Genomic DNA, 14,160 nt, shown 5'->3' with positions numbered 1-14,160 from the left:
GCAATGTAATCGAAGTCACTGACCTTTTCACTGCTACACGCTATGTTTTCCGCAGGTCGACTTATGAAAGGTAGCCCGGATGAAATGGTTTTGGATCGTTTGGTTTGCGGTCATTGGCATGCCCTTGTTCGCGCAAGAGCGTCTGGCCCTCGTCATCGGAAATGACAGCTACGATACGGTGGTCGATTTGCAAAAGGCCGTGGCCGATGCCGAGGCAGTTTCGGAAAAACTGCAAGGTTTGGGCTTCCAGACAATCACCGGCCTCAACCTTGATCGTCGCGGCATGAATCAGCGCATTTCAGAATTCACATCTCGACTGGATGCGGGCGATACCGCGTTTGTTTTCTTCGCAGGACATGGCGTTGAAATCGACGGAGAGAATTATCTGCTGCCGACCGACATTGTAACCCCCACGTCCGGCGAGACCGGCTTTGTAAAAGCCGAGTCCATAGCCCTGTCGAGCCTGTTGGATCGTGTGCGCGCCACTGGTGCGCGAACTTCTATCGCGATCATCGATGCATGCCGCGACAACCCTTTTGAAACGACGAATGGGCGCAGCATCGGCGGAACACGTGGTCTTGGTCGGATCAACACACCGCAAGGGATGTTTGTGATTTTCTCGGCTGGCGCTGGCCAGATGGCCCTGGACCGGCTGAGCGATGAGGACGCGGCGCAAAACTCGGTGTTCACCCGCGCCCTGCTGCCGCGTCTGTCAGAACCCGGGCTGGAATTGCGCAGTATGGTCGCCGACCTGCGCACCGAAGTGCGCGACCTTTCCCGGACCGTTCAGCATAACCAAGTCCCTGCGTATTATGACGAATTGCTGGGTGATTTCTATTTCACGCCCGCCGCTCTGGAGACAACAGCAGCCGCAGCGGCGCCCGCAACGGATATTCGCGCCGATCTTAGCATTGCGCGGTCCGTCGGCACGATTGCCGCTTTCGACACGTTTCTTGAAAACTACTCGGATCAATCTGATGACTATTCCTATCAAGTTGCACTGCAACTCCGAGAGGTTTTGGTCAGCTCAGATACCTTAACGCAGACCGATGACACTGTTCCCTTCGACAATGAGCTGCCAGTTGTTTCCGATGACATTAAGGTCATGCGCGAAACACAAGCTGCATTGAACAGGCTTGGATGTAGCGCCGGTGGAGCGGACGGAATCGCCGGCCCCAGGACCCGACGCGCTTTTGCCAACTATCTGTCCGCCAGTGGCTCGGAGCTGGGCGCTGATGATCTGGGCACGAAACACGCGCTCGAGGAGCTTGACGCAAAAAGCGGAACGGTTTGCAAAGCCGTGGCCTCTGCCCGAACACCGACAGCACCGGCTGTGACCCTGACCGGAAGCTGGAAATACAAAGCGACCTGCGCCTTGGTCATCAAGGTTACGGGATCAATCAATTATGCCAACGCGGGCGGGAATAAGTTTACCGGAAGCCTCACTGATTCATTGGGACAGAACGCCAACACTGTGGTCTTTCTGAACGATCAGCAACTCAGCGGTACAGATTACTTCCCGGGCATAACGGTGACTTGGCGTGGACGCCTGTCCGAAGATGGCAACAGCTTTACAGGCAGCGGTTCAACCGGCTGCTCAGTCTATGCATGGCGGGTCGGCTGATCCGCTAGTTTACTCGAAACTCACCCACCATGTTGCGCCATTCGCCCGGCGCGATCATCTTGCGATGCGTATAGCGCACGGAATGCAGCGGGCCGTCGATCTCACGCTGCCAGAATTCGATGAAATCGAACAGTTTCGGATGGTCCGGGGCAAGATCGTAATCCTGCCAGATGAACGTGTTCAGGACGTGGATATAGTCGGGCATGTGATAGAAGAATTCCGCCGTTGTCAGCCCGTACCCTTTCAGCATCAATTCGGTTTCGCTTTGCGTCATTCAGACCTCCAAGTTTATTGCAAGGTCTCTTTAGGGTAGCACGGAAACCACCTAATACTTGGATAACAATATGTTACCCAACTGTTACCCTGGCTTTTTCGGCGGAAATGATCAGCTTGCTTGCACCTTATGTGCCGGGTCTGATAGAGTGCATCCACAAGATATAGACCCAAGCTAAAGATCGGGCAGTTTACGTGAGCGATACGCCAGAAACCCCAGAAAACATGGATGAAACCCCGCCCGAGCGCCCCGTTTATGACGGTCCGACGGTGTCTATCGAATCCGAGATGCGCACGTCCTATCTGGATTATGCCATGTCGGTCATCGTCAGCCGCGCGATCCCTGATCTGCGCGACGGGCTGAAACCGGTGCACCGGCGGATTCTGTATGCGATGCACGAAACCGGCAACACGCATGACAAGGCCTATCGCAAATCGGCCCGTCCGGTCGGCGATGTGATGGGTAAATACCACCCGCACGGTGACAGCGCGATTTATGACGCGCTGGTGCGGATGGCGCAGGATTTCTCGATGTCGCTGCCACTGCTTGACGGTCAGGGCAACTTTGGCTCGATGGACGGCGATAACCCGGCGGCCATGCGATATACCGAAGTGCGGATGGACAAGCCCGCCGCCTCTCTGCTGGCCGATATCGAAAAAGAGACGGTCGATTTTCAGGACAACTACGACGGTAAGGATAAAGAGCCGACCGTCCTGCCCGCCCGGTTCCCGAACATGCTGGTCAATGGTGCCGGCGGTATCGCCGTGGGTATGGCGACGAATATCCCTCCGCACAATCTAGGTGAGGTGGTCGACGCCACGCTGGCGCTGATCGACGATCCGGACCTGACGTCGGAGCAACTGATCGAATACGTCCCCGGCCCTGATTTCCCGACCGGCGGTGTCATGCTGGGTCGGTCCGGTGCGCGCAAAGCTTATCTGGAAGGACGCGGCAGCGTCATCATCCGCGCCAAGACCCGCGTGGAAGAGTTACGCAAGGACCGCTACGCCATCGTCGTGGATGAGATTCCCTATCAGGTGAACAAGGCCTCGATGATCGAAAAGATCGCCGAGGCGGTGCGTGAAAAACGCATTGAAGGCGTGGCCCATGTGCAGGACGAATCCGACCGCAACGGCGTGCGCGTCGTGGTGGAACTCAAGCGCGACGCGACGCCCGAGGTGGTGCTGAACCAGCTTTATCGTTTCTCGCCGATGCAGACATCGTTCGGCTGTAACATGCTGGCCCTGAACGGTGGGCGGCCCGAGCAACTGACCCTGCGCCGGTTCCTGACGTCATTCATCGACTTCCGCGAAGACGTCGTCGCCCGCCGTACCGCCTATGACCTGCGCAAAGCGCGCGAACGCAGCCATATCCTGTGTGGCCTGGCTGTGGCCGTTTCGAACGTAGACGAAGTGGTTGCCACCATCCGTTCGTCGGCTGACGCGGCTGAGGCGCGCGAGAAACTGATGACGCGCCGCTGGCCTGCGGCCGAGATCGAGGGCTACCTGCGTCTGATCGACGATCCTCTGTCCAAGATGAACGACGACGGCACCTATAACCTGACCGAGGTTCAGGCCCGCGCCATTCTGGAACTGCGCCTGCAGCGACTGACCCAACTGGGCGTCAAAGAGGTCACGGACGAGCTGGAGCAACTGGCGGCCAAGATCAAGGAATACCTCGATATCCTGTCCTCACGCGAACGGATCATGTCGATCATCGGCGATGAGCTGCGCGAAGTCCGTGAGCAGTTTGCCGTCCCCCGTCGCACCGAGATTGTCGATTGGTCGGGCGACATGGAAGACGAGGACCTGATCGAGCGGGAAGACATGGTCGTAACCGTCACCTCGGGCGGTTATATCAAGCGCACGCCGCTTGCCGATTTCCGGGCGCAAAAGCGTGGCGGCAAGGGCTTGTCGGGAATGCAGACCAAGGAAGAGGACGTAGTCACCACCCTCTTCGTGGCCAACACCCATACGCAGCTGCTGTTCTTCACCACGGACGGCATGGTCTACAAGCTCAAAACCTGGCGCCTGCCGCAATCCGGGCGCACCGGCAAAGGCAAGGCGATCGTCAATATCCTGCCGATCCCGACCGGTGTCTCCATCGCAGCCATCATGCCAGTGGATGTGCCGGATGAGGAATGGGAAAACCTGCAGATCATGTTCGCCACCAGCGCGGGCACCGTGCGGCGCAACCGCCTGTCGGATTTCACCAACGTCAAGCGCAATGGCAAAATCGCCATGAAGTTCGAGGACGAGCACGCCGACACCAAGCTGATCAACGCGCGCATCTGTTCCGAAGATGACGACGTGATGCTGGTTACCAAATCCGGCCGCGCGATCCGCTTCCCGTCCACGGATGTGCGGGTGTTCAACAGCCGATCCTCGGTTGGTGTGCGGGGCGTGCGCCTGAACGGCGAGGATGAGGTTGTTTCGATGTCGATCATCCGTCACTTCGACGCGAGCTCGGACGAGCGCGCGGCTTACCTCAAGATGCGCCGCCTGATGGCCGGTGTCACCGATGAGGCCGAGGGCGATGACGAGGAAGGCAACGCAGATAGTGTTCTGCCGCAGGAACGCTACGCCGAGATGTCGGCAGCCGAAAACTTGATCCTGACGATCACCAAGGGCGGTGCAGGCAAGCTGAGTTCCAGCCACGACTACCCCGTGCGCGGGCGTGGCGGCATGGGCGTTGCGGCGATGGACAAAGCCATGCGCGGCGGAGAGCTTGTGGCCTCGTTCCCGGTCGAGATCGACGATCAGATCATGCTGGCCACCTCCAAGGGGCAGTCGATCAGGGTTCCGGTCGACGGCATTTCTTTCCGGTCGCGCAGCGCGGGCGGCGTGCGGGTGTTCAACACCGGGAAAGGCGAAGAGGTCGTTAGCGTCGCATGGATCGCCGATCAGGGTGACGAAGAAGCCGAGGAATAGGCAAAACTGCTAACAACAAATCCGGCCCCGCACCTTTTGCTGCGGGGCTTTTTTTCTGAATGAGAAACTTGGTGTTGTGGCTGAATGTGCTGAGGAATTACCTCAACTTGGAAACGCTTGGGGGCGGCCTGCGCGATCATGTTCTGGGCAATTTACAGCGTCTTTCCAATCCGTTCGGCCGTGAAACTAAGCCTTGCCACGCAACAGGTCTGCCAGAACCCAAAGCCGATCCTGGCCCCATACGCTTTGACCCGCGAGGTGAAAACTAGGAACCCCCCAAAGACCTATTTGCTGCAGTCTGGCCTGGTTGGCTTCAACCCTGTCGCGCCAGTGTGAGGATTCAATCTGCCCCCTCGCCGCGTTCCAATCCAGGCCGGCAGCCGTGACAATATAGGCCAGCCCAGCATCGGTGCTGGCATCCATCCCCTTGGACCAGACCGCCGTCATGAAGGACGAGCAATATTCGGCCAGCCGCCCGTGGGCCTCGGCATGGTCCAACAAAGCGTATCCACGTTCGACCCCCGCACCCAACGGGTCGCTGATGCGTCCAAACGGGATGCCCAGCCGTCGCGCCTCGCGGGCGCAATCCTTGAGAATGTATGACGATTTGGCACTCGGAACCGGAAGCCCCCGCATCAGCATCGGCAACACGGGTCGAAGGATCAGTTTCGCATTCGATCGGGCCGTCAAATCCCGGACGCGATCAAATGCGAGGTAGGAATAAGGGCTGCGGAAAGAAAAGAAGAACTCCAGTTCCTGTCCCGCAGCATCGAGCGTGGGTTCGCTGATCTCGGGCACGATAAACGGGTTTGCTTGCCCCAGCCCAAGCGTCTCAAGCCGAGTTTCCAAATAGGAGAGCCGGTCTGGCCCCCAATAGCATTCACCACCATAGGAAACCGTACCACCCAGGTAATGCCCCGCGGCCTGCAACGCCCGATCGCCATCTGCACGCGCGTGTATCGGATCGGCCTGCGGCCCATCGGGTATGTCCTTGGCTGACCAAAGCATTTGGCTAATCTGCGAAGCCGCTTTGACAAAATCCGCCCCGTTCAGCTCGGCTGCAAGCCGCCGCTCGGCCAGATCAAATACGGGACCTTCCGGCGAAGTATTTCCCGGCGCATTCAAACCCAATCGTTTTGCCCATCTAACAGAATCCAGCAGAACGTTGTGCCGATATTGTTCTGGCGCAGGCAGGATATCTGATGTCGGGCGAGACATGAGATGCGGTTCGATCCGCACGTCATATTTGTGGCGAAGTTGGCCAAGAAGTTGCACACTCAGGTGACAATAAGGATCGCTCACGTCGTGGAAGTATTGAACGACATGAGGTGTGCCGCTTAGCCGTCGACGTGTTTCCCGCACCGTTCGGCGTGCGCTTTGCAATCCCTCGCTTGTCAGGACGACGGCAGCGTGCGATTTGACCTTATTTCTGAACGACATGCGCTCCTCCCAGAACATATCCGGGATAGTTTATCGGTTGAGGCGGTAATTCCCATGCCTCAACACAAGAACGTGAGGATTACAGCGCGTAAAGCTGGCCGAATTTGGCTTCGAGATAGTCCAGCAAAGGACCGGCCTCGGGCTCGATCCCGCTGGCGCGTTGTATGGTTTCGCGTGGGGCATACAGCCCACCGTGGCGTTGCAGGTTCTCGCGCAGCCAACCGGTCGCGGCGGACGCGTCGCCCTGCGCCAATTGCGCGTCCAGATCGGGCAGCGACGCGCGCAGAGCCTCATACAGACACCCGGCATAGACATTGCCCAGCGAATAGGTCGGGAAATAGCCAAACAACCCCACCGACCAATGCACATCCTGCAAACACCCGTTCGAAGGCTTGTCGACCGCATAGCCAAAATCGGCCTTGAAACGGTCATTCCACGCGGCTTCCAGATCGCTGACCTGCAGGTCTCCGGCCATCAAGGCGCGTTCCAGATCAAAGCGCAGCATGATATGCAGGTTATATTGCACCTCATCGGCTTCGGTCCGGATATAGCCGTTATGGACACCATTGACGGTTGCATAGAATGCGTCGGCGTCGCTGATCCCGAAATCGCCAAACGCCGCTGTCATCTGATCGAACAGCCAGCCTGTAAAGGCGCGGGATCGGCCCAGCTGGTTTTCATAAATCCGGCTTTGGCTTTCATGCACACCCATCGACACCCCACTGCCCAGCGGGGTCAGCGCATAAGCTTGATCGATGCCTTGCTCATAAGCGGCATGGCCGACCTCATGAATAGTCGAGTAGAAGCAGTTGAACGGGTCGGTTTCGCTGGTGCGGGTGGTGATGCGCACATCCAGACCACTGCCCGAGCTGAACGGATGCACCGCCTTGTCTACGCGGCCCGTGTTCAGATCATAGCCGAAGGTGGTCGCCAGTTTCTGCGACAGGCGCATCTGGATCAGTTCGTCAAAAGTGCCGGTCAGGGTTTGCGGCGCGGGGCGATCCAGAACAGCGGCGCGCAGGGCCACCAGACGCGGGCGCATCTGGTCGAATATCTCGGCAATTTGAGTGCCCGTGGTGTAGGGCTCATAATCTTCGACCATGGCGTCATAAACATCACCGCCTTGGGCCAGCGCCGCACCCTCTTCGCGTTTCAGGGCAACGACCTCTTGCAGCACGGGAAGGAAGGTCGCCACGTCCTCGTCCGCACGGGCCTGCGCCCATGTGCCTTGCGCCGCGGATGTGACACGCGCAATCGCCTTGGCCAAGTCAGCGGGAACTTTGACCGTGCGCTCATAGGACCGCTGGATTTCTCGGATCTGCGCCTTGCCAGCTTCATCCTGCGGGTCGGCCTGATCAAGCCACTCGGCCACGCGCGGGTCAGAGCGTCGAGCGTGTAGGACAGCTTCGATCGCAGCCATTTCTTCGGCCCGTTGCGGTGCAGCTCCGCGCGGCATCACCGTTTCCTGATCCCAGCCCAGCCGCCCGGCAATCTGCCCCAGCGCCGAGGTTTCCCGTTGAAAGGCCATCAGGTCGTCAAAGGCGGTCATGTCACGCTCCGCGGATCGAGGTTGCGATTGGGTAAGCGGTCAGGAAACGTGCACGCAGGATCAGGGTCCAGACAACAACGGCCATGAACTGATGGACAATCGCGATCTGCCACGGCGCGGCATAGACCACGGTCACAATCCCGATCGCCACTTGCAGCGCCAGCGCTGCAAAAGCCGCGTTGAAGGCAAACCGTGTTTGCGGATGCGCGCTGGTGCCTCCGCGCCGCCAGACGATGACGCCGAAGATCAGCAGCAGATAGCCCGCGCAACGGTGAATGAACTGCACCAGACCGGGACTTTCGAAGAAGTTGCGCCACATCGGCTCTAGCATCGTGGCGTCGGGCGGCAAAAGCTGCCCGCCGATCAGAGGCCAGTCGGTATAAGAGCGCCCCGCGTCGATCCCGGCGACCAGTGCGCCAATCAGAATTTGCAGGAATGCGAAATGCATTAAACCGGTCGAGAGCGAAAACAGCTTTGCCTCTTTCGCGCGGCGCGCTTGCATCAGGTCACGCTCCTCGCGACCCAGCTCAAAGATGTACCACGCCAGGAACCCAAGGATCACAAAGGCCAGCCCCAAATGGGTGGCCAGGCGATAGCTGGCAACGGCGGTCATACCCTCGCCCTGCGTCACGCCCGAAGCGACCATCCACCAGCCAACGGCCCCCTGCACACCGCCCAGAACACCGGGGATCAACAGCTTGCCGGTCCAACCCGTTGGGATTTTTCGCGCGACGAGGAAACCAAAGAACCCGATGGCCCAGACCAGACCAATCACGCGCCCCAATTGGCGGTGGCCCCATTCCCACCAGTAGATGAATTTGAAATCGTCCAACTCCATCCACTGGTTCTGGATGCGCCACTGGTCGATTTCCTTGTACTTGTCGAACTCGGATTGCCAGTCGGTCTCGGACATCGGCGGGATGGCCCCGGTGATCGGTCGCCACTCAGTAATCGACAACCCGCTATCGGTCAGGCGCGTCAGGCCACCCACAGCGATCATCACCACGACCAGCGCAAACAGCACCATCAGCCACGCCCGGATCGCCTTACGCGCGCCACCTCGGCCACGGTCAATCATACCGGGCTGAACCGCTTCTTGTTTCTGGTCGCCCGAGACCTCTTCGAAGATGCTGCGCTTGCCGCTCATGCTGTCCTCATGTCCTTGTTTCGTCGCACGCTAGGGTGAAGCGGAAGATAGGTCCAGCCTTAGCCCTTGTCCTTCCAGCGGACCATCTGCCGCATGATCCCGTGCAGCATCTGCACATCGGCCCGCGTCATCCGCATACGCGACCACAGGTTGCGCAGGTTGGTCTTCATCCCTTCGGCCTTTTCGGGCGGGTAGAAAAACCCCGCCTCTTCCAGCCGGTCTTCGTAATGTTCGACCAGTTTTTCAACCTCAATACCTGTCGCCCAATCGCCCTTGCCCAAATCAGTGGCCTCATGCACCACATCGGCGCTTTGGCGCATCCACTCATAGGCAGTCAGCAGCACACATTGCCCGAGGTTGAGCGAGGCATATTCGGGGTTCACCGGGACCGAGATGATGGCGTTGGCCTTGGCGATATCCTCATTCTCAAGCCCCGCGCGTTCGGGGCCAAACAGCACGGCAACCTTTTCGCCCGCCGCAACCTTTTCGGCGGCGATTTGCATGGCGCGTTCGGGGCTGTAGACCGGCTTGGTCAACCCGCGCTGACGTGCCGTAGTGGCGAAGACAAAGGTGCTGTCAGCCAACGACCCGGCCAGATCATCAAACAGCTGCGCCTCATCCAGCAACCGCCCCGCCCCGCTGGACATGGCTACGGCCTTGGGGTTCGGCCAACCGTCACGTGGCGCAACAATCCGCATCCGGTCCAGCCCGAAATTCCACATCGCCCGCGCGGCAGCACCGATGTTTTCGCCCATCTGAGGGCGCACGAGCACAAAGGAAGGCTGGGATTTGTCGCTGGGCATGGCTGTCTCCGAAAGTTCCGCCTGCTGTAATCGGCACATTGGCGCAGGGCAAGCCGTCCGGGCGGCCAATTGCGCCAATATCCGGCTAAAAAGTTTGCTTCCCCGGCCCAATCCGCTAAACCGCGCCAAAGACTGAAAGCGAAGGACGCGCCAATGGACACCCCCGAGCAGCCGCAGATTTACCTGATCACCCCGCCCACGATCACCCTAAGCACCTTCCCCGAGCAGCTGGGCCGCGTGCTGGACAGCACCGAGATCGCCTGCATCCGCCTCGCCTTGGCGGGCAACGACGAAGACACTATCGCCCGCGCCGCCGATGCCTGCCGCGAGGTCGCCCATGCGCGGGATGTGGCGCTCGTGATCTCGAACCATGTCCTGCTGGCTCAGCGGCTGGGGCTGGACGGGGTGCATCTGGATGACGGTGCGCGCTCGGTCCGGGCAGCACGCAAAGAACTGGGCGCGGATGCCATCGTCGGCAGCTTTTGCGCTGCCTCCAGCCATGATGGTATGACCGCGGGCGAGAACGGCGCGGACTACGTGGCCTTTGGCCCGGTTGGCGCGTCTGCCTTGGGCGATGGCACAATCGCAGAAAAAGACCTGTTCCAGTGGTGGTCCGAGATGATCGAAGTGCCGGTTGTGGCCGAAGGCGGCCTGACCCCCGAGCTGGTCCGCGCGCTGTCGCCGCACACTGATTTCTTCGGCATCGGCGATGAGATCTGGTCGCAGGACGATCCGGTTGCCGCGCTGAAAGCTCTGACCGACGCGATGTGAGCGTTAACCCTTGCACCTGCCGTGACGCTGCGGCATGACACGGGCATGACTCAGACTAGCGAAATACTGTGTATCGGCTCGGTCCTGTGGGACGTGATCGGGCGGTCTGCCAGCGCCATGCGGCAGGGGTCAGACGTGCCGGGACGGATCACCCGCCTGCCCGGCGGCGTGGCCATGAATATCGCCATGACGCTGGTGCGGTTCGGTATGACGCCTACACTGCTGACCGCAATTGGCCGCGACCCTGAAGGCGACGAACTGGTCAATGCCTGCGCACGGCTGGGCATGGTCACGGATCACATCTACCGCTCGCAGGATTTGCCGACCGACCGCTATATGGCGGTCGAAGGCGCCAACGGGCTGATCGCCGCCATTGCGGATGCCCATTCGCTAGAGGCCGCAGGGGCCAAAATCCTACGCCCGCTGATGCACGGACCGTTGGGCTACGAGAACACACCGTTCGAAGGCCCCATCGCATTGGATGGTAACCTGACGCTATCTTTGCTGGAAGAAATCGCCCAAAGCCCGGCCTTCGCAAAAGCCGATCTGCGCGTGGCCCCTGCGTCACCCGGTAAGGCCGAGCGCCTGTTGCCCTTCCTCAAACACGCCCGCGCGACGCTCTACGTGAACCTCGAAGAGGCAGGGCTCCTGTGTCAGCGTGAGTTCACCGATTCCGAATCCGCCGCCAAAGGTCTGCTGGATCGCGGCGCGCTGCGGGTGCTGGTCACGGATGGCGGCAACTCGGCCACCGTGGGCACCGCAGACGAGATTCTGACCCAAACACCCCCGTCTGTTCTGGTGACACGCGTGACCGGTGCGGGCGACACTTTCATGGCGGCGCATATCGCGTCCGAGGCCGCCGGGGCCACCCCCGACGCTGCCCTGACCCGCGCCTTGCACGCCGCCGCCACTTACGTTTCCGGAGAAACCCCACTGTGATCGACATCCACTACTCGGCCGAGGTCCGCGCCGCCAAAGACGCAGGCCAGCCCATCGTTGCGCTGGAAAGCACCATCATAACCCACGGGATGCCCTACCCTCAGAACATCGAGGTCGCGGCACAGGTGGAACAGGATATCCGCGACGCAGGTGCGGTTCCGGCAACGATTGCAGTCATCGACGGCGTGCTGAACGTCGGGCTGGAAGCGGATCAGCTCAAAGCGCTTGGTCAGGCGCAAGGTGTCGCCAAAATCTCGCGCGCGGACATGGCGGCCTGCATCTCGACCGGCGGGACCGGAGCCACCACCGTCGCCGCCACAATGATCGCTGCGCATTACGCTGGAATACAGGTCTTTGCCACCGGCGGGATCGGCGGCGTGCATCAAGGGGCCGAAACCTCATTCGATATTTCAGCGGACCTGCATGAGTTGGCTCAAACCCCTGTGACTGTTGTGGCCGCCGGTGCAAAAGCCATACTCGATCTGGCCAAAACGCTTGAGGTTCTTGAAACGCTGGGCGTTCCGGTCATCTCGCATGGACAGGACGAATTCCCTGCCTTCTGGTCCGCCAAATCCCCGTATGCGGCACCATTGCGCATGGACACAGCCGAAGCTATCGCCAAGGCCCACGCCACCCGTCGCGCCCTCGGGCTTCCCGGTGGGCAACTTGTGGCCAACCCGATCCCCGACGCAGATCAAATCCCGGCCGAGGAATTGACCCCAATCATCGCCTCGGCCCAAGCAGACGCCGACGCGCATCGGATCACAGGCAAAGGCGTCACCCCTTACTTGTTGCAGCGCATCTACGAACAGACCGAGGGGCGTTCGCTGACCGCAAACATCGCATTGGTCAGAAATAACGCAAAATTGGCCGCTGGAATCGCACGCGCCCTGTCCGAGTGAGCAAAGCTATTGTACCAAGGCCCCGGACTGCTTAACTAAATCGGCAAATCACTCAGGACCGCAATGAACACGCCCTTTGACGAAGAACCTCACCGCCGACCGGGCCTGTTTTCCCGGCTGCGCGCGTCATTCTTGACGGGCATCGTTGTCATTGCGCCGGTTTGGCTGACCATCTGGCTGATCTGGTCCGTCGTGGGCTGGATCGACAGCGCGGTCCTGCCGCTGATCCCGCAGAAATTCCAGCCATCCGAATATGTGGGGGTCAACCTGCGCGGCGTGGGCGTGGTGATCTTCCTGATCTTCACTGTGCTGGTCGGCTGGATCGCCAAAGGCATTCTGGGCCGCTCGCTGATCCATTTTGCCGAAAGCCTTGTGAACCGGATGCCTGTGGTGCGGTCGGTCTATTCAGGGATCAAGCAGATTTCGGAGACGGTCTTTGCCCAGACTGAACGCTCGTTCGAGAAAGCCTGCCTGATCCAATATCCCCGCCGGGGCATCTGGGCGATTGGCTTCGTCTCGACCACGGCCCGGGGCGAGGTCAACGACCGGGCCGAGACCGGCGGCAACTTGCTGAGTATTTTTGTCCCAACCACGCCTAACCCGACCTCGGGCTTTTTGCTGTTCTTCCCCGAAGAGGATGTGATCCTGTTGGACATGTCAATCGAGGACGCTGCCAAACTGGTGATTTCGGCCGGGCTGGTTTATCCGAATGATAAAGACCCGACCCAGCCGCCAGAGTGATCAGCTAAACATTTCGGGCAGGTTTACAGTACTTTTCTGACCCAGATCACCCTTGTGATCGGCCAGAAAACGATCAGCTGCCCTGCGCCCGGCCTCTTTCAATTTGTGCAGGATCACCGGGTTCGGCACCGTCTTGGTCGCCACCGACAGATCGTTCATCAAGTCGTCATCGGCAATCATATGGACCAGAACGCGGCTCATCTCACCCGCTTGCAGCTTGCCCTCGGCCAGCAGGCGCTGCACGAAACTGATCGCGCGCAGCTCTCGGAACAGAGATGAGTTGAAGCTGATCTCATTGACCCGGTTCTGGATTTGCTGTGGGGTCTTCGGTACCTCGTCGCGCTCCAGCGGGTTGATATTCACGATCACTACGTCATCTGGCAGGTCTTTGTTGAACAAAGGATACAGCGCCGGATTGCCGGTGTATCCCCCATCCCAATAGGCTTCGGTCCGGCCCGATTTGGGATCAAAGATTTCAACCGCCTGAAACAGCGTCGGCAAACAGGCCGAGGCCAAAATCGCGTCGGTTGAAATCTCATCCCCCGTAAAAACACGAATCTTGCCGCTGCGTACACAAGTGGCGCAGACATGAAGGCGCGGGCCTTCATCCGCACAGACCTGATCGAAATTGAATCGGTCGACCACAGGCTCCAGCGGATTGCGGTAGAACGGGCCGTAGGCATAGGGCGAAACCAGCCGCGACCACGCATCGCCCACGGAAAAGGGCAGCGAATATTCCATCGCCTGCGCGACCTGAGCGGGTTCAATCGCTTGCATCCAGTTGGCCAACCGCATGTCGCCCACAGCGCCCATCCGCTCCCACAATCCGTTCAGGATGGCACGCGCCCCGTTGCGCCCATCACGCACCATGCCAGACTTGAACGCCGCCCCGTTCAGCGCCCCGGCCGAGGTTCCGGTGATCGCCGCAACCTCGATATCCTCTTCATCCAGAATCCGATCCAATACGCCCCAGGTAAACGCCCCGTGCGCGCCACCGCCTTGCAAAGCCAGATTGATGCGTTTCACCGAAAAACTCCTGA

12 protein-coding genes are annotated in these 14,160 nt (G+C 59.8%); 6 read left to right on the top strand and 6 right to left on the bottom strand.

All coding sequences use genetic code 11. The features are described 5' to 3' along the window. Positions 1-79 precede the first annotated feature (79 nt). Entirely contained in the window at positions 80-1,624 is a 1,545-nt protein-coding gene (locus tag AC2FF7_RS05815; RefSeq protein ID WP_480865646.1) for a caspase family protein, read from the top strand. Positions 1,625-1,628: 4 nt separating this feature from the next. On the opposite strand, the gene AC2FF7_RS05810 is transcribed toward AC2FF7_RS05815, so the two are convergent. Beyond that, the gene (locus tag AC2FF7_RS05810; RefSeq protein WP_170752888.1) at positions 1,629-1,898 is read right to left on the bottom strand and encodes an usg protein; all 270 of its coding nucleotides are present in this window, start codon (positions 1,896-1,898) and stop codon (positions 1,629-1,631) included. A 194-nt stretch (positions 1,899-2,092) separates the two neighbouring features. On the opposite strand from AC2FF7_RS05810, the gene gyrA reads away from it, so the two are divergent. Next, positions 2,093-4,828, top strand: a complete 2,736-nt coding sequence (gene gyrA / locus AC2FF7_RS05805; RefSeq protein ID WP_170752886.1) for a DNA gyrase subunit A — start codon at positions 2,093-2,095, stop codon at positions 4,826-4,828. Between the two features lie 186 nt (positions 4,829-5,014). Here gyrA and AC2FF7_RS05800 read toward each other — a convergent pair whose 3' ends face one another. The 4 genes from AC2FF7_RS05800 to AC2FF7_RS05785 all read right to left on the bottom strand — a co-directional run bounded on the left by AC2FF7_RS05800 (position 5,015) and on the right by AC2FF7_RS05785 (position 9,767). Next, positions 5,015-6,268, bottom strand: a complete 1,254-nt coding sequence (locus AC2FF7_RS05800) for a DsbA family protein (RefSeq protein ID WP_496905338.1) — start codon at positions 6,266-6,268, stop codon at positions 5,015-5,017. A gap of 79 nt (positions 6,269-6,347) precedes the next feature. Beyond that, on the bottom strand, positions 6,348-7,817 hold the full coding sequence (locus AC2FF7_RS05795) for a carboxypeptidase M32 (protein WP_480865648.1): 1,470 nt from the start codon (positions 7,815-7,817) through the stop codon (positions 6,348-6,350). A 1-nt stretch (position 7,818) separates the two neighbouring features. After that, the gene (gene ctaA, locus AC2FF7_RS05790; protein ID WP_480865649.1) at positions 7,819-8,964 is read right to left on the bottom strand and encodes a heme A synthase; all 1,146 of its coding nucleotides are present in this window, start codon (positions 8,962-8,964) and stop codon (positions 7,819-7,821) included. A 59-nt stretch (positions 8,965-9,023) separates the two neighbouring features. Further along, a complete protein-coding gene (locus tag AC2FF7_RS05785) occupies positions 9,024-9,767 on the bottom strand; it encodes an RNA methyltransferase (RefSeq protein ID WP_170752876.1) in 744 nt (247 codons plus the stop codon). A gap of 153 nt (positions 9,768-9,920) precedes the next feature. Between AC2FF7_RS05785 and AC2FF7_RS05780 the strand changes: the two genes are divergently transcribed. The 4 genes from AC2FF7_RS05780 to AC2FF7_RS05765 all read left to right on the top strand — a co-directional run bounded on the left by AC2FF7_RS05780 (position 9,921) and on the right by AC2FF7_RS05765 (position 13,120). Continuing rightward, positions 9,921-10,538, top strand: coding sequence for a thiamine phosphate synthase (locus tag AC2FF7_RS05780; RefSeq protein ID WP_480865650.1), 618 nt, complete (start codon positions 9,921-9,923; stop codon positions 10,536-10,538). A 45-nt stretch (positions 10,539-10,583) separates the two neighbouring features. Further along, on the top strand, positions 10,584-11,477 hold the full coding sequence (locus tag AC2FF7_RS05775; protein WP_480865651.1) for a PfkB family carbohydrate kinase: 894 nt from the start codon (positions 10,584-10,586) through the stop codon (positions 11,475-11,477). Beyond that, the gene (locus AC2FF7_RS05770; protein WP_480865652.1) at positions 11,474-12,379 is read left to right on the top strand and encodes a pseudouridine-5'-phosphate glycosidase; all 906 of its coding nucleotides are present in this window, start codon (positions 11,474-11,476) and stop codon (positions 12,377-12,379) included. Before AC2FF7_RS05775 ends, AC2FF7_RS05770 begins: the two co-directional genes overlap by 4 nt. Positions 12,380-12,442: 63 nt before the next feature. Next, positions 12,443-13,120, top strand: a complete 678-nt coding sequence (locus tag AC2FF7_RS05765) for a DUF502 domain-containing protein (protein WP_170354323.1) — start codon at positions 12,443-12,445, stop codon at positions 13,118-13,120. Here AC2FF7_RS05765 and AC2FF7_RS05760 read toward each other — a convergent pair whose 3' ends face one another. Beyond that, positions 13,121-14,146 (bottom strand): patatin-like phospholipase family protein, encoded by a 1,026-nt coding sequence (locus AC2FF7_RS05760; protein ID WP_480865653.1) that lies wholly within the window; start codon positions 14,144-14,146, stop codon positions 13,121-13,123. Positions 14,147-14,160 lie beyond the last annotated feature (14 nt).

Source organism: Ruegeria sp. YTSC325 (assembly GCF_059609525.1).
Note: the sequence above shows the minus strand (reverse complement) of the source record. Positions and strands in the feature narration are given on the sequence as shown.

What these genes read in the sequence shown, in the direction of transcription:
- AC2FF7_RS05780 (WP_480865650.1), top strand. Translation starts at nt 9,921, where the DNA reads ATGGACACCCCCGAGCAGCCGCAGATTTACCTGATCACCCCGCCCACG.
- AC2FF7_RS05815 (WP_480865646.1), top strand. Translation starts at nt 80, where the DNA reads ATGAAATGGTTTTGGATCGTTTGGTTTGCGGTCATTGGCATGCCCTTG.
- AC2FF7_RS05795 (WP_480865648.1), bottom strand. Translation starts at nt 7,817, where the DNA reads ATGACCGCCTTTGACGACCTGATGGCCTTTCAACGGGAAACCTCGGCG.
- ctaA (WP_480865649.1), bottom strand. Translation starts at nt 8,964, where the DNA reads ATGAGCGGCAAGCGCAGCATCTTCGAAGAGGTCTCGGGCGACCAGAAA.
- AC2FF7_RS05765 (WP_170354323.1), top strand. Translation starts at nt 12,443, where the DNA reads ATGAACACGCCCTTTGACGAAGAACCTCACCGCCGACCGGGCCTGTTT.
- AC2FF7_RS05810 (WP_170752888.1), bottom strand. Translation starts at nt 1,898, where the DNA reads ATGACGCAAAGCGAAACCGAATTGATGCTGAAAGGGTACGGGCTGACA.
- AC2FF7_RS05800 (WP_496905338.1), bottom strand. Translation starts at nt 6,268, where the DNA reads ATGTCGTTCAGAAATAAGGTCAAATCGCACGCTGCCGTCGTCCTGACA.
- AC2FF7_RS05775 (WP_480865651.1), top strand. Translation starts at nt 10,584, where the DNA reads ATGACTCAGACTAGCGAAATACTGTGTATCGGCTCGGTCCTGTGGGAC.
- AC2FF7_RS05785 (WP_170752876.1), bottom strand. Translation starts at nt 9,767, where the DNA reads ATGCCCAGCGACAAATCCCAGCCTTCCTTTGTGCTCGTGCGCCCTCAG.